This window comes from Pseudoalteromonas sp. C2R02 (genome assembly GCF_018860845.1).
Taxonomy (GTDB): Bacteria; Pseudomonadota; Gammaproteobacteria; order Enterobacterales; family Alteromonadaceae; genus Pseudoalteromonas.
The window spans coordinates 46,920-62,829 of sequence record NZ_JAHKQC010000023.1 but is presented as its reverse complement, the minus strand read 5'-3'; the positions used below and the strand labels follow the sequence as shown (position 1 = coordinate 62,829).

Sequence of the window (15,910 nt, the reverse complement as noted above, 5' to 3'; positions counted from 1 at the left end):
ACTCTATCTGTTTGGTATTGAAATAAAATATGCAACCTGAAGTAATGAACCGTCATTTATTGCAACATCAGCCTCTTTAACCACTGTAGGTTTACCATGTACCGCAATACCCAAACCTGCAGCAGACATCATTTTTAAATCATTTGCGCCATCACCCATCGCTAATGTTTGCTTTATATCTATTTTTAGCTCGTTAGCCATTTTATTCAAAAAATTAGCTTTTTCTTGCGCATCTACAATTACACCTAATACATTGCCTGTTAATTTATCATCTTTGACTTCAAGTTCATTTGCATGAATAAAATCTAAGCCTATTAGCTGCTGAACACGCTCAGCAAAAGGAATAAAACCACCTGAAGCAATTGCTAATGTCCAGCCTTTTGATTTTAGATATTCACATAAATCTAAAACACCTGGCATTAATGGCAGCTGTTGTTTTAACTTTTCAATTAATTTTAACTCTATGCCTTCAAGTTTTGATACTCTTAACTTCAAGCTATCACTGAACTCTAAGGCGCCGCTCATAGCTTGTGCAGTAACAGAAGCGACTTCTTCATATACATTAGCTAATCGCGCAATTTCATCAATGCATTCAATTGTAATTGCGGTTGAATCCATATCCATTACTAGCAAGCCTGGTTGTGTTATTTTTGGAGCATCATCAAATACAGCGAGTTGGCAAGAAAGTACTTGTGAAAGCGCTGCTATTAGAGGTTTTAAGTGAGCAATATCAAATTGACACTGAATCACCAAAGCGGGCTCTAGTTTAGGATCTGGTTGAAAATAACAAATATTTGCATCATCTATTTTTTTTGATTTTAAAAAATCTGTAATTTTATTTATGTGAGATGTAGTTATTTCACAACCAAATGCCAATAAATAATTCATTTGTGAACACGGCTGTAGTGCATTTTCAGTTATAATTGACTCTCTGATAGATAACCTAAACCATTGATCTAATTTTAATATTGATGATAGTTTTTTGCCTTGAGTTTCAGACAAATTATAAGATGACATTTATAGCTCCAAGTAATGCACTTTTATACATAAGTTAAGTATTTGCATTTTTACCAAGAAATAGAGAGAATGTCTGCAACATAGTGAGCAATATGAAAAAAAAACAACTTAACAACCCAGCCATAGCAACAATATATCAACGAGTCTCTCGCTTGGCGCTTACGCTTATCTGTTTATTTTTACTGATTAATTTGGGTTTAACTTCAAGTTTTGATAGCCACGAAATCATCGCCAAACAAACTCATCACACCGCAAGAAGCTTAGCCTTGCAAATGTCTTATTCTGCAAGCGATGCAATAAATAGCAACCAAACCAAGCAATTAAAATCAATAGTAAACAATATGGTAAAAGACCCTTTTATTGTTTCAGCGTCAATTTTTGATAAACATGGCACTTTAATTATTCAAAGTGAGGGAAGTGTTTTATATCAAGAATATTTAAAACAACCTAATGCTATGCCTGGGATCTCAAAGCTATCATCACCTGTCATTCAACCTATGTTTGATGGCAAGAATCGCATAGGATTTGTAAGAATAACGTATTTATCTCGCGCTGCAATGAATGAAGGACATAACCATTTTCATCAATTAGGCAGACAAATAGGTTTAATGCTAATTTTAAGCTGCATCTTAACTTGGTTAGCGGCACGAACGATTAAACGCTGGCAAGTTAATCGCTATACAAAAAAGATTTTAAAACAATAATCAATTAGTTTAAATTAAAAGTACTTAGGCTATTTTTATAAAGCTGCTTGGCTATTTCATCTTTATTTTCATCTCTAAGCGATGCTAACTGCTCAAAAATAGTAATTAAAGCAATGGGTGTATTTATTTCACCTTGCATGCCACTTATAGGCATAGAAGGGGCATCTGTTTCAAGTAATAAAGATTTTAATGGTAACTGACTAATGGTGTTTCGTGTTTTTTTAGCTCTTTGATAAGTGATCACTCCCCCAACACCAATTTTAAAACCCATTTTAATATATGTCTTTGCTTGTTGTAGACTGCCACTAAAAGCGTGTATCACACCACCAAATTTAGGTTGATTTTGCTTAAAAGCTTGAGCTATTAGATGATGACTCTGCCTGTGATGCACAATCAAAGACAATTGGTATTTATTTGCTAAGTGAATATGCGCTATAAAAATCTGTTTTTGTTTTTCTATATCGCTGATACTGCTGTCAATTCCACACTCTCCTATCGCAACGACTTTATCACGATTTAATATATAAAGTTGTTCGAGTGCTTCAATATGATCAGTTTGATGTTCAGATAAAAAATAGGGGTGTAATCCAATTGCATAATATAGCTGAGGCAACTTTAACTTTGCTAACTGTGAGCCCAAGAGATGTTTTGATTGTTCCAACGTGATCCCCGGCACTAACATTTTATTGATACCTGAATTTAGAGCTTGCTGTAATAGCACTTCTCGATTGCCATCAAACTCAGAAAAGTCTATATGGCAATGTGAATCAAAAAATTGATCTTCAGGCATCATTTAGTTTCATATATTAAGGATTTAAACGTTCAACTTGCCATGTACTATCGGATTGCTTTTGATACATAAATCTATCATGCAAACGATTCGCACCGCCCTGCCAAAACTCAACTTTATGCGGTTCAATACAATATCCGCCCCAAAATGAAGGCAGTGGTACTTCACCTTGTGCAAATTTACTTTTAACTTGCGAGAATTTTTCCATCAATATATTTCTTGATGAAACTGGACGGCTTTGCGCTGAAGCCCAAGCAGCGATTTGACTCTCTTTTGGTCGCGATAAAAAGTATTTAGTAACAGCCATTTTTGACAATGGCACGGCTTTACCATAAACAATGACTTGTCTCTCTAAATTATGCCAAGGAAAATGTAAGCACACTTGATTGTTTTGTGCGAGTTCTTGCGCTTTTCTAGATTCTGTATTGGTAAAAAAGACAAAGCCATTTTCATCTAAATGCTTTAATAAAACGATACGTTGAGAAGGCTGACCATTTTCATCAACTGTTGCCACTACCATAGCTGTTGGATCAGCAAGCTCTGCATCAACAGCTTGCTTTAACCATGATTCAAACTGTGAAATAGGATCATTAGCCAATAGATCTCTACTTAAACCGTCTTTTAAATATTCTCTTCTAATATCTTCTAATTTCATCTTTGATCCAGTGTAGGTTTAATACGGACTCTTTATGTTAATGGTGTAATAATACCTTATTTTTTAAATTAGAATTTAAAAATTTAATGCTATTTCGAAAACAAAAAAGCTTCCAACAAAATCGTTGAAAGCTTTTCAAATAATAACAATCAAATTTTTAAACTATTTAAGCAGTCCGAGACTCTTTTCTGATTTAGCCGATGAACATACATCTGGTATTTTTCAAACTATTTGAGTTTAGACGAGGCATTTAAATACCTTATCCTTATGAGCAGACGCATAAATAAATCTGATACCTTGCCTGCCTACAATTATATGAGGAATTAACAAGGCTAATTTAGCTTTCAATCCGATGAGCATACGTTTTCTATATGATTCGGTTGAAAGCTAAATTTAACGCCGTTAAAACGAAATATAAGCAGTAGGTTACATTTGTTCCATTACTTCTATGCCGAGTAAATCTAAACCCTTAGCAAGTGTTTTAGCAACTAAATTACACAGTACTAAACGACTTTCTTTAACTTCAGTTTCTACACCTTCTTTAAGTACAGGGCATGCTTCATAGAATGTCATGTAAAGGCTAGATAATTCGTATAAATAAGCACATAAAACATGTGGTGTTGCATCATTGATCATTTGATCTAATACTTCTTCTAGTTGAAGAAGTTTTAGTGCTAATGCTTTTTCTTGAGGCTCATTAATAATTATATCCGCACTAAAAGTAGCAGTATCAACATCTGCTTTACGGAAGATACTACGAACACGTGTATAAGCGTATTGTAAGTAAGGTGCTGTTGCACCTTCAAAGCTTAACATCGTATCCCAGTTGAAGATGTAATCGCTCGTACGGTTTTTAGATAAGTCAGCGTATTTAACTGCGCCGATACCTACTTTACGTGCTACTTCGTTACGTTCTTCTTCTGACATATCCGATTCACGCTCAGCTAGTTTAGCTGTTGCACGAGTGATAGCTTCTTCTAATAAATCAGCTAGCTTAACAGTGCCGCCAGTACGTGTTTTAAACGGTTTACCATCAGCACCCATCATAGTGCCAAATGGACAAAATTCATAGCTTGTTTCTTCTCGTAATAAATCTGCTTTACGCGCCGCTAACTCTACTTGATTGAAGTGTAAGCTTTGGCGTGCATCTACAAAAATTAAAATACGATCTGCCATTAACTTGTTTGAACGATAATCACATGCCGCTAAATCAGTTGTTGCATATAAAAAACCACCACCTGATTTTTGCACGATAAATACTGATGGTTCGCCATCTTTATTTGCTAATTCATCAAGGAATACAACTTGTGCACCTTGTGATTCTTGTGCAATATTTTTATCTTTTAACAAGGTGATAATATTGTTTAATTCACCATTGTAAGCACTCTCAGCCATAATATGTTCAGGCTTTAGAGTTACATTTAACTTTTGGTAAACTTCATTAGAATGTTTAACTGAAGTATCAATGAATAACTTCCATAGTTTATTACAATGCGCATCTCCACTTTGTAATTTAACTACGTAACCACGTGCACGATCAGCAAAACCTTCTTCATCATCAAAGCGCGTTTTAGAATCTCGGTAGAAGCTTTCTAAATCAGCTAATGCCACTGATTCTAAATCAATTCCTTGCTCTAATAAATCTTCTAAATGCGCGATTAGCATACCAAATTGCGTACCCCAATCACCCATGTGGTTTTGGCGAACAACAGTATCACCTCTGAACTCAAGCGCACGAACAACTGAATCGCCTATTATAGTTGAACGTAAATGGCCAACGTGCATTTCTTTGGCTAAGTTAGGAGATGAATAATCTACAACAACTTTTTTATCATCTTTATGTTCTACTACACCTAATTTTTCATCAGTATTTGCAGCAACTAATTTTTCAGATAAAAACTCAGGTTTTAAATGAATATTGATAAAACCAGGTCCTGCAATTTCAATTTTTGCAGCAATATCATCTACTGATAAGTTATCAATAATTTTCTGTGCTAATTCACGTGGATTAGTTTTTAATTTTTTTGCCGCGCCCATCGCGCCATTTATTTGGTAATCACCAAATTGTGGGCGTGTGCTTTGTGTTACTGCTGGATTTGAACCTTCAGGTAAGCCAGCAGCATCCATAGCCACTAGAGCTCTTTCTACTAATAATTGACGAATATTCATTTTTATCTCTTTAAATTCTTTCGATTTAAGATGATTCATCATCTTATTTTTATCAAATAAATCTTTTTCAATTCATAAATGATTAGGGCAAAGCCGCAGAATGTTTTTCGATGGGAGTTTAGTCCACTAAATGACTATCGAAAAACATGATGGCAATGCAGCCATCATCATTTATGAGCCGAAAAATTAGTGTTCACGTGTCTGATGGAACTCAACATCTGGATAACGCTCTCTAGATAGGTTCAAATTAACCATACTAGGTGCAACATAAGACAAGTTACCACCGCCATCTAACGATAAGTTCACTTCACATTTACGCTTAAATTCTGCAAGTTTTTTCTCATCATCACATGTAACCCAACGTGCAGTTGCGACATTAACACTCTCGTAAATAGCATCAACGTTATATTCTGATTTTAAGCGTGCAACAACAACATCAAACTGTAGTACACCAACGGCACCAACAATGAGGTCATTACTGATCAAAGGCCTAAATACTTGAACAGCACCTTCTTCAGATAACTGAATAAGCCCTTTAAGAAGTTGTTTTTGCTTTAACGGATCTTTTAAACGAATACGACGGAATAATTCCGGTGCGAAGTTAGGTATGCCACTGAATTTCAACTTTTCACCTTGCGTAAAAGTATCACCAATTTGAATGGTACCGTGATTATGTAAACCGATAATATCACCTGCAAAAGCCTCTTCTGCACGAGCACGATCACCAGCCATAAACGTTACCGCATCTGAGATGCTTACTTTTTTACCTAAACGAACATGATCCATTTTCATACCTTGGCTATATTTGCCCGATACAATACGCATAAATGCAATGCGGTCACGATGTTTTGGATCCATATTAGCTTGTATTTTAAATACAAAGCCTGAGAACTTTTCTTCTTTTGCTTCAACTTCACGTTCAGCTGTTTGACGAGATAATGGCTCCGGTGCCCATTTTGTTAAACCATCTAACATATGATCTACACCAAAGTTACCTAATGCAGTACCAAAGTAAACAGGTGATAATTCACCTTTTAAAAATAGTTCTTGATCAAATTCATGTGAAGCACCAATTACAAGTTCTAGCTCTTCACGTAAACTTTCAGCTAGGTCTTCACCAATTTCAGCATCAAGGTCGGAATTGTCTAAACCTTTAATAATACGTACTTCTTGAATAGTATGACCTTGACCTGTTTGATAAAGAATCGTTTCATCACGATGTATGTGATAAACACCTTTAAACTCTTTACCACAACCAATTGGCCAAGTAACTGGAGCACAAGCAATTTTAAGCTCATGTTCTACTTCATCTAATACTTCCATTGGATCACGTGTATCACGGTCACATTTATTCATGAAAGTAACAATTGGTGTTGTACGTAAACGTGTTACTTCCATTAATTTACGAGTACGATCTTCTACACCTTTAGCCGCATCAATGACCATTAAACATGAATCAACAGCAGTTAATGTACGATAAGTATCTTCCGAGAAATCTTCATGTCCAGGAGTATCTAGTAAATTAACTAAACGATCGTTATATGGAAATTGCATTACAGAAGTAGTAACAGAGATACCACGCTCTTTTTCCATTTCCATCCAATCAGATTTAGCATGTTGATTAGAGCCGCGCCCTTTTACTGTACCGGCTTTTTGTAAAGCGTTTCCGAATAAAAGAACTTTTTCAGTAATAGTCGTTTTACCGGCATCAGGATGCGAAATAATCGCGAAGGTGCGTCTTTTCGCTACCTCAGTTGGAACACTGGACATTTAAACCGCCAATCTCAGAATTAATAGAATAAAAAAATGGACCCGATTATAGCAAAAACAAATTGCTTTTTGCAGAGAAAATAGCGAATTATAAAAAAATATAAAATGAAAATAATTTCCTCATTTGCGTAAACTTATTAACATTTTTATGCTAAGTTAGAATCATCTATCAAGTTATTTAATTTATTGATGAAATACTCGTACTTATCCATATTAGTTTTATTATTTACCTCCAATCAACTTCATGCGAATGGGGGTGAAGCTAATATTTACAATATAGATAAATTACAATCGTTATCATTAAATGAGTTACTTAACTTAGAAGTGGTCAGTGCCAGTCGGAAAAGTCAAAAAATACTTGATGCACCAGCCAATATCACTGTAGTTACAGCTAATACCATTGAACAGCGCGGTTACGAAAATTTAGTTGAAGTATTAAAAGATGTACCTGGTTTTGATTTTGCGACAGGAGAATCGAATGCGGGTGAATATACAACACATAGCATCAACCGTGGTATTGGCGGATCTCCTGGAAATGTGCAATTACTTATTTTAGTTGATGGTATTGTACAAAATCATATTGCATTTAATTGGTCTCAGCCTTGGGATAATCAACAAATTTTTGTCGATTTAAAACGAATAGAAATTATTCAAGGCCCAGGTTCTGCAACATATGGTGCCAATGCTTATTCTGGTATCATCCACTTTATTACAGCGCAATCAGACAATGAAATTGGCGACCAATTTTTATCTACCATAGGTGAAAATAATACTCGCTCAAATAGCTTTATTGTTGACCATCAATTTAGTGAGCTATATTTACAAGCATCTGGTAGGCTTTACGAAACAGATGGTGACTCTGGACTAGATCGTGCAGATCCAGCTGGATATTTTTCTTCACTACCTTGGCCTACACATATTACTTATAACTATGATGAGCAAGGTAACTTTATTAGTGATAGCCCAAATCCATACGCAGGAACCAATCAACAACTTGGTTATAATAATCAGAGTACAGAATGGGCTTTAAGAGGTAAAGCTGTTTGGCGACCTAAACAAACCGTCAAAAACGGCTTTACACAATTCGCTTTAGGCATGTCGCTTTGGGATCAAAAGCAAGGGCTTGGTAACTATATTGCTGGCTTTGAATATCAAACTCGGGCTTCAAGTTATAAAAAACACCATAGTGCACAATCATTTAATATAGATGCTGATTACAACATAAATTCAAACATTTCACTTATCAATAAACTTTGGTATCGACAAAACAAACAACTACCCGATACGGGTTTTCAATATAGTTACAGGTTTGTGGATTTAGTTAAAAGTTACCATAGCGTAAGTTCGCAAACAGGTTTTGAGCAACAACTAGAATGGCAAATTAACCCCAAGCAAAACCTATTACTTGGTTACAGACTGCAAAGCTCTGATAAAATGGAGCAAGTTGTTTCTCTCGGTGCTTATCAAGATGTAAACAACCAAGGTACTCATTCATCTTGGCTACAAGCATTAAAGGGAAATGGCTTAAATCAATATGAATATGCGCAAGTCAATAAAGTAGATGAAAAAGCAATTTATATTCAATATCAAAACACACTTACAACCAATATTGATTACACATTAGGTTTAAGACATGACATAAGTGATGAGCATGATTCAACAACAAACCCAAGAGTTGCTTTAACTTATAATGCAGATGAGTATATCGAAAAAGCAGATTGGCGTATTAAATTTTTATATGGTGAAGCATTTAGAGAGCCCTCTATTTTTGAGCTAAATGATGAATTTAGAGGCAATCATGATTTACAACCGGAAAAAATAAAAACCTATGAAATAGTCAGTCAATTGGCATCTAATTCAAATGATTTTGATGCCAGCTTAAAAGCATCCGTTTTCTTCAGCCAACAAACTGATATCATCACTTTAAAAATTGATAACTCAGATAGTGGTAGCGGATATATGAATCGAGATCATACTGATACATATGGTTTTTCTTTGGATAGCCAGTGGCGACCAAGTCATTCTTTATCACTATATTTAAATTATCAATATACCGATGGTAAACATGCTTGCCATAACAATCCTTTAGCACATATTGCAAAGAACAAGATCAATTGGGGCTTAAATTATTTAACTTTAAACGACAAATTAAATATCAATTTAAGGTTCAATCATGTTCTTGATAGGCAAGCACCTGAAATTAATAGTTACTTCACTAAAAATGTACCTAATTATCATGTAGCCAACTTATTAGTGAGTTATAAAAACTTTAATATTGGTGAATTAACACTGACACCTTCGATTGAAATTAAAAACTTATTCGATGAAAAATATCTAGGGGTTGGTAGGCAAGATGGTAGTAGTGATATATCCCGATATGACCCACTAAATAACGCTAACCCTCTAGGATTCATTCCCCCTTATCATCCGCAACCAGGTCGCGTGATAGAAGCAAAAATAAGAGTGAAATTTTAGTTAGCGTTTTTAAATTAAACTTAATGGATCCGCTTGTTCTATTTTACATATACCAATGCGACAACCAAATGAGCATTCAGAGCTTAATTTTACAATTCTAGCCATGCCAGAGAATTAATAGTATTAGTATATTTCGGCGACTTTTAAGATTTTCTGATCCCACTTTAACCCTGAAGCAGCACTTGTCGCTAAGTTAATATAAAAATGTGGTCGACCATCCTTTGTGCCTATCGCGACGGTTATTCCTTTTTTTACCCATTGGGTATTTGGTGCAACTAATAAAGCATTATTTTGTGCAGCATACCTCACAGCGGCTTCTATTTTTGTTTCATCGCCAACATAAATTATATTAAAGGATTTTTTTGGTAAACTAGCGCCTATTTCTAATTGGTTTATACTAATTTCACCATAATTTTTAATTTTGAGTTTATTAAATGCTTGATATATCTTCGGCGAACCGAGCACAAAAATAGATACTTGTTTTTTATGGCTGCTAGAGTGTTCAAAAGACAGGATTTTAGATATTAAAACAACTTGAAGGCTTGCTGGCAGCTCAGTTGCACGAAGCGAAAAAGAAAAAATAGCAAACACAAATGCATAAGTGCCCAAACGCCACTTATTCATCCTTGTTACTTTCTCCTTGCTTTGTAAACTGTAGATCATGCTATTATTTAAAATAAGTCCTTTATTAAAATAAACTAATACTACAAATAGATTAATCTATTTAATTATAATCCACCAGATGTTATAAATAAAAAGTAGCAACTATTTACCAAAAAATAAGGAAAGGAAGAATAAATAATGATTGAAAGCAAGTTGAGCATTAAGTTACTTTGGTATGTAACGCCTCTTGTGATTATTCCTTTACTTTTTTTAGGTGGGTTCACATTATCCAATGTAACCCAATCTACAGAAAAACAAGCTGATATAATTGTGAGTCACTTTGTTCAGCAACAACAGCAAAACATTTTCAATTACATAGAAGTATTTCACTCTGCAACAGATCTTTTATCTAATTCACCCGTTTTAAGTCAATTTATAGAGACAGACTCAAATGAACCTTCTAATAATACCGCTCGCATTGGCGCCCTATTAGATGTTTTTGCCAGTTATACAGATGCATACCCTGATATATTAAGTATTGACTTAATAACCTTAGAAGAAAAAAGTTTAGCTTTTTATTCTAGCGACCTCTTTGCTGAACCAAAAAAATATCCCTTTACTAAATATTTTAAAAAAAATAACCTCTCTAGAATGCAGTTTATGCAGCAATCTGAAAATGGCATAACATCAATTTACTTTGTAAAACCCATTTTTAAATCACAGTTTCATTTAGAAAGCCCCAAACTATTAGCCTATTTAATATTGCATTTAGACCCATCAGTGATTAATGCGAGCATTTTAGATGCGCCTTATGAGCATACACTTAACCTTATTATAAATAATGAAGGCAAAATATTATTTAGTTCTGACTTTTCAAAACGCGGTATATTTTTAACTGAATATGAATTAAGAAAAATTAAGCTTGCAGCAAAAGGCGAGCATCTTATCCCATTAAAAATAAGTAGCATAGATCAAAAATCTCGCATGTTATATTCATACCAAATGAATGATGGCTCTTATTATGCGTCTTCAATCCCTAAAGATACTTTGTATGAATCAGGCAAGACTATTAGTCTGATCACTGCATTAATCGTACTTATTTCTGTTGTTTTATTGCCTATATTAATTTTTATCGTTGTCAGAACATTATTGTTAACGCCTTTAGCGCAATTAGGTAAAGCTAGTCAAAGAGTCGGAGATGGCGATCTAAAAGTACGTTTACCGATTGTTAGTAAAGATGAAATGGGCGCATTATTTCACGACTTTAATCACATGGTTAATCAGATCAGACATTACCAAGGTCAATTAGAAGACTATAAGGAACATCTTGAAGATAAAGTTCATGCCAGAACTGAAGCCCTAGCAAAAATGAATCATCAACTTGAACATGCTATAGATCAAGCAAAACAGGCAAGCGAGCTGAAAAGTCGATTTTTAGCAAATATGAGCCATGAAATTCGCACCCCGCTTACCGCGATTATCGGTTTTACTGAACAAATGCTTGTAAAAGAGGTTCACCATATTCAAGATAATCATTTAAATACAGTATTAAGAAATTCAAAACATCTATTGGAGCTGATAAATAATATTTTAGATCTTTCTAAAATTGAGGCCGAAAAATTAGAAATAGAACAACAAGAATGTGATTTAGCACAACTTATTGAAGATGTTAATTCCGTTATCAATGTATTAGCTAACAGCAAAAACTTAGAATTTAGAATTGACTATAGCTTCCCTTTACCTAGAACAATCAAAAGCGATATCACGCGACTTAAACAAGTATTACTCAACATTTGTACTAATGGCGTAAAGTTTACTGAACAAGGTTATGTAAGCCTTGCTATTGAATATATTCCCAATATTGAAAAGCTCAAATTTGTTATTACCGATTCAGGTATCGGCATGTCTAAAAATGAACTTGAAAGAATTTTTAAACCTTTTGAACAAGCTGATTCAAGCACCACAAGAAAATTTGGTGGAACAGGTTTAGGTCTATGCATCTCTAAAAATCTGGCTCACTTATTAGGCGGGGATGTTGAAGTCGCCAGTGAAAAAGGGATAGGCAGTCGGTTTTCTCTTACTATTGCAACAAACAACCAAAATACCGATATTAAATTATTAGAATCAACAGTAGATTTAAACCCGATTAAAATAATAAAACAACCAATTGAATCAGCACATTATGATGCAAGAATTCTAGTCGCAGAAGATAACTTAGATAATCAAGAATTAATAAGGCTATTACTTGAACATTGGGGGTTAAATCCAGAGTTTGCCAACAATGGTTCAGAAGCCGTTGAAATGGCTTTAACTAACGATTACGACTTGATCCTAATGGATATGCAAATGCCCGTTATGGGAGGCCAAGAAGCCACTCAAATGCTAAGGCATACGGCCTACGATGGCCCTATCATCGCTTTGACTGCAAATGTAATGAAACATGATGTAGAAACCTATATTGAAGCAGGCTGTAATGAAGCGTTAGCCAAACCAATTGATAAAAAAGCACTTGAATTTACACTTGAAAAATATCTGAGCTTACAAAAAATAAGTAATCAAAAGTGGGATGATATTTTAGCTAACAATGAATTTACAAAATTAAATGAGACTTATAAAAGTAAATTGCCAGGCCTTGTAACTGATCTTGAATCATTTCACGACGCCCAACAGTGGGAAAAACTAAAAGACTTGTCACATAACATTAAAGGCAGCTCCGGCTGTTTTGGTTTTATGGCGATTAGCGATGCGGCTTCTACGTTAGAAATGAATTTAAAACAACAAGAGTATGATAATGTACAGCATAGTTTTGATAAGCTAATACATTCTATAAACCAAAGTGCATAACTTTATTAAACAGATCTATTATTTAACTAAAAGAGAACAGCACTAAGCCCATTAATTTACCATCTTCACGTCCATTATCTGCAGGATAATAATCTTTTCTTATTCCCATCTCATTAAAACCACATTTTTCATAGAGTGAAATTGCACTGAGGTTACTGACTCTGACTTCTAAGAATATACTTTCAGCACTACGATTATTGGCTTCTTCAATCAGGTTTGCGATTAATAATTTAGCATACCCTTTACCTTGATACTGAGGTGCAATGCAAATATCCATTAAAGTAAAATCTGGACCTGCCATCTCAGCCATATAAAAACCAACTAAGGTATCAGCGATATATAGTCCTTTACTAAAATAGCGCCCGCCAAAGCACGACAGCATGTTTTTGTGCGTCATTGGGTGAGTATGGCAAGATTGTTCTATTAACATCATAGAATCAATGCAGGCCTCTGTTAGTGCTTGTATTTGTGTCATAGAGCGTCACTGCTAATTTTTAGAGTATTGGTTAATGCCAGCCATAGCTGTTTTTTATGTTCAATGCTTAAACCTTCAAAACAAATTGAAATACTCAAAACATCGGTTTGTAATATTTCATAACCGGCCTTTTCTTGGGCGACTAAACAATACGCCTGGTTATTATCATCATTGAGCGATTCGATCGTTTTAATCAAATCCCTTTGAAGTTGTTCAGGCATATTAAAAGGTGCATCAAAGTTACTTTGTTCATCACTGTCTATTAGCTTTGAAAAGTGTTTATTTAAACTTAATGATTCGACACCAAAAATATCGGCATAATTTAAGTGCATTTAAAATTTCCAGTCTAAAAGCTAAAAACAAAATTGAAGATAAAGTATTTTAAGGAATTTGTAATTTAAGGTAAAGCTAAGATATAAAAAAGAAGTGGCAGGGGCGGAGAGACTCGAACTCCCAACCATCGGTTTTGGAGACCGCTGTTCTACCAATTGGAACTACGCCCCTGCAATGACGTCGTATTATAGGGAGATAACTTTAAAGGTAAAGTACTTTTTTCACTTTTTTAATTAACCGCTTAGTAATTAAACACAACGATTATTTAGCCATCAATTATCTCTATAAAACCAATAAAACAGTTAAATTTAATTAATGTTTTATTTTTAATAAAATTATTAAAAACAAAAAACGCGACTAAAAAGCCGCGTTTTAAAAAATATTTAAGCTATTTTTAAATAATTTAAATTATTCCCACTCTATTGTTGCAGGTGGCTTTCCAGAAATATCATAAACAACTCGCGAAATACCATCAATTTCATTTATGATTCTATTTGAAACTAAACCTAAGAAATCATATGGTAAATGTGACCAACGCGCTGTCATGAAATCGATTGTTTCAACACAACGTAGTGATACAACCCAATCATATTTACGTGCATCGCCCATAACACCAACAGATTTAACTGGTAAAAATACGGTAAATGCTTGGCTTACTTTATGGTATAGCTCAGCTTTATGTAATTCTTCAATGAAGATTGCATCTGCACGACGTAATAAGTCACAGTATTCTTTTTTGATTTCGCCAAGAACACGTACACCTAAACCAGGTCCAGGGAAAGGATGACGGTAAAGCATGTCATATGGTAAACCTAGCTCTAAACCAATTTTACGTACTTCATCTTTAAATAACTCACGTAAAGGCTCAACTAAACCCATTTCCATATCATCAGGTAAGCCACCTACGTTATGATGTGATTTAATTACATGTGCTTTACCAGTAGCTGATGCAGCTGATTCGATAACGTCAGGGTAAATAGTACCTTGTGCTAACCATTTTGCATTTTTGAGCTTTTTAGATTCAGCATCAAAAATATCAATAAATGTATGGCCAATGGCTTTACGCTTAAGTTCTGGATCTGATAAACCTTCAAGATCTTTTAAGAACTGCGCTTCAGCATCCACTTTAATAATATTTAAACCAAAGTGATCACCAAACATTTCCATCACTTGCTGACCTTCGTTTAAACGAAGTAGACCGTTATCAACAAATACACATGTTAGTTTATCGCCAATAGCACGATTTAATAACATAGCAACAACTGATGAATCAACACCACCCGATAAACCAAGAATTACTTCATCATCGCCAACTTGCTCTTTCATACGCGCAACAGCGTCTTCAATAATTGTTGCTGGCGTCCATAATTTTTCACAACCACAAATATCAATCGCAAAACGTTCTAAAATACGTAAGCCTTGTTTTGTATGTGTTACTTCTGGGTGGAATTGAATGCCGTAGAAACGTTTTTCATCATTAGCCATAATTGCATGAGGACAAGTATCTGTTTGTGCAATTGTTGTAAAATCACTTGGAATTTCAATTACTTTATCGCCATGGCTCATCCACACATCTAATAAACCATTACCATTGTCTGATAAATGATCTTCAATATTTTCCATTAGGTTAGAATGTGCAATGTTTTCTACTTGTGCGTAACCAAACTCTTTTTTATCTGAGCTTTCAACTTTACCGCCAAGTTGTTTTGCCATTGTTTGCATGCCGTAACATACACCCAATACTGGCACACCTGCATTAAATACATATTCAGGTGCACGTGGACTACCTTCTAATGTAGTCGACTCAGGACCACCAGATAATATGATACCTTGAGGATTAAATTCTTTAATTTGCTCTTCAGTAACATCCCATGCCCAAAGTTCACAGTAAACACCAATTTCACGTATTTTACGTGCAATTAATTGCGTGTATTGAGAACCGAAATCTAAAATTAGGATACGTGAATCGTGTATGTTTTTGCTCATGAATAGTCTCTCTTAAAAATTCCAAAATAAAATCATATTTCGATATTTTTACTGGTAATAGCTTTGCTATTGAATATTTCAGGATCAAG

The 15,910-nt window shown here is 34.6% G+C and carries 12 protein-coding genes and 1 tRNA gene; 3 read left to right on the top strand and 10 right to left on the bottom strand.

Annotated elements, in window-relative coordinates; all coding sequences use genetic code 11:
- Positions 1-3: 3 nt before the first annotated feature.
- A complete protein-coding gene (serB, locus tag KO527_RS07195) occupies positions 4-1,017 on the bottom strand; it encodes a phosphoserine phosphatase SerB (RefSeq protein WP_216039652.1) in 1,014 nt (337 codons plus the stop codon).
- A 92-nt stretch (positions 1,018-1,109) separates the two neighbouring features.
- Between serB and KO527_RS07190 the strand changes: the two genes are divergently transcribed.
- Positions 1,110-1,721, top strand: a complete 612-nt coding sequence (locus KO527_RS07190; protein WP_216039651.1) for an AhpA/YtjB family protein — start codon at positions 1,110-1,112, stop codon at positions 1,719-1,721.
- A gap of 4 nt (positions 1,722-1,725) precedes the next feature.
- On the opposite strand, the gene KO527_RS07185 is transcribed toward KO527_RS07190, so the two are convergent.
- The 4 genes from KO527_RS07185 to prfC form a co-directional block, all read right to left on the bottom strand.
- The gene (locus tag KO527_RS07185) at positions 1,726-2,514 is read right to left on the bottom strand and encodes a TatD family hydrolase (protein WP_252733518.1); all 789 of its coding nucleotides are present in this window, start codon (positions 2,512-2,514) and stop codon (positions 1,726-1,728) included.
- 13 nt (positions 2,515-2,527) lie between these two features.
- On the bottom strand, positions 2,528-3,166 hold the full coding sequence (gene pdxH / locus KO527_RS07180; RefSeq protein ID WP_216039650.1) for a pyridoxamine 5'-phosphate oxidase: 639 nt from the start codon (positions 3,164-3,166) through the stop codon (positions 2,528-2,530).
- A 426-nt stretch (positions 3,167-3,592) separates the two neighbouring features.
- Complete coding sequence (gene argS, locus KO527_RS07175; RefSeq protein WP_216039649.1) at positions 3,593-5,335, bottom strand: arginine--tRNA ligase; 1,743 nt, start codon at positions 5,333-5,335, stop codon at positions 3,593-3,595.
- Positions 5,336-5,521: 186 nt separating this feature from the next.
- Entirely contained in the window at positions 5,522-7,105 is a 1,584-nt protein-coding gene (prfC, locus tag KO527_RS07170) for a peptide chain release factor 3 (RefSeq protein ID WP_216039648.1), read from the bottom strand.
- Positions 7,106-7,294: 189 nt separating this feature from the next.
- Between prfC and KO527_RS07165 the strand changes: the two genes are divergently transcribed.
- Positions 7,295-9,580 carry a TonB-dependent receptor gene (locus KO527_RS07165; RefSeq protein WP_216039647.1) on the top strand — a complete coding sequence of 762 codons (2,286 nt, stop codon included), beginning with the start codon at positions 7,295-7,297 and terminating at the stop codon, positions 9,578-9,580.
- Positions 9,581-9,703: 123 nt separating this feature from the next.
- Here the strand turns inward: KO527_RS07165 and KO527_RS07160 are convergent, their stop codons facing one another.
- Complete coding sequence (locus KO527_RS07160; protein WP_216039646.1) at positions 9,704-10,204, bottom strand: YfiR family protein; 501 nt, start codon at positions 10,202-10,204, stop codon at positions 9,704-9,706.
- A 177-nt stretch (positions 10,205-10,381) separates the two neighbouring features.
- Here KO527_RS07160 and KO527_RS07155 point away from each other — a divergent pair, with 177 nt between their 5' ends.
- Positions 10,382-13,027, top strand: coding sequence for a hybrid sensor histidine kinase/response regulator (locus KO527_RS07155; RefSeq protein WP_216039645.1), 2,646 nt, complete (start codon positions 10,382-10,384; stop codon positions 13,025-13,027).
- A 22-nt stretch (positions 13,028-13,049) separates the two neighbouring features.
- On the opposite strand, the gene rimI is transcribed toward KO527_RS07155, so the two are convergent.
- The 4 genes from rimI to guaA form a co-directional block, all read right to left on the bottom strand.
- Entirely contained in the window at positions 13,050-13,502 is a 453-nt protein-coding gene (gene rimI, locus KO527_RS07150; RefSeq protein WP_216039644.1) for a ribosomal protein S18-alanine N-acetyltransferase, read from the bottom strand.
- A complete protein-coding gene (locus KO527_RS07145; RefSeq protein WP_216039643.1) occupies positions 13,499-13,834 on the bottom strand; it encodes a hypothetical protein in 336 nt (111 codons plus the stop codon). The genes rimI and KO527_RS07145 overlap by 4 nt, the downstream gene beginning before the upstream one ends.
- A 95-nt stretch (positions 13,835-13,929) precedes the next feature.
- Positions 13,930-14,006: transfer RNA gene (locus KO527_RS07140), tRNA-Trp, on the bottom strand.
- A gap of 237 nt (positions 14,007-14,243) precedes the next feature.
- On the bottom strand, positions 14,244-15,821 hold the full coding sequence (gene guaA / locus KO527_RS07135; protein ID WP_216039642.1) for a glutamine-hydrolyzing GMP synthase: 1,578 nt from the start codon (positions 15,819-15,821) through the stop codon (positions 14,244-14,246).
- Positions 15,822-15,910 lie beyond the last annotated feature (89 nt).

Coding starts and splice junctions, on each gene's coding strand:
- serB (WP_216039652.1), bottom strand. CDS start 1,017: ATGTCATCTTATAATTTGTCTGAAACTCAAGGCAAAAAACTATCATCA.
- KO527_RS07190 (WP_216039651.1), top strand. CDS start 1,110: ATGAAAAAAAAACAACTTAACAACCCAGCCATAGCAACAATATATCAA.
- KO527_RS07185 (WP_252733518.1), bottom strand. CDS start 2,514: ATGATGCCTGAAGATCAATTTTTTGATTCACATTGCCATATAGACTTT.
- pdxH (WP_216039650.1), bottom strand. CDS start 3,166: ATGAAATTAGAAGATATTAGAAGAGAATATTTAAAAGACGGTTTAAGT.
- argS (WP_216039649.1), bottom strand. CDS start 5,335: ATGAATATTCGTCAATTATTAGTAGAAAGAGCTCTAGTGGCTATGGAT.
- prfC (WP_216039648.1), bottom strand. CDS start 7,105: ATGTCCAGTGTTCCAACTGAGGTAGCGAAAAGACGCACCTTCGCGATT.
- KO527_RS07165 (WP_216039647.1), top strand. CDS start 7,295: ATGAAATACTCGTACTTATCCATATTAGTTTTATTATTTACCTCCAAT.
- KO527_RS07160 (WP_216039646.1), bottom strand. CDS start 10,204: ATGAATAAGTGGCGTTTGGGCACTTATGCATTTGTGTTTGCTATTTTT.
- KO527_RS07155 (WP_216039645.1), top strand. CDS start 10,382: ATGATTGAAAGCAAGTTGAGCATTAAGTTACTTTGGTATGTAACGCCT.
- rimI (WP_216039644.1), bottom strand. CDS start 13,502: ATGACACAAATACAAGCACTAACAGAGGCCTGCATTGATTCTATGATG.
- KO527_RS07145 (WP_216039643.1), bottom strand. CDS start 13,834: ATGCACTTAAATTATGCCGATATTTTTGGTGTCGAATCATTAAGTTTA.
- guaA (WP_216039642.1), bottom strand. CDS start 15,821: ATGAGCAAAAACATACACGATTCACGTATCCTAATTTTAGATTTCGGT.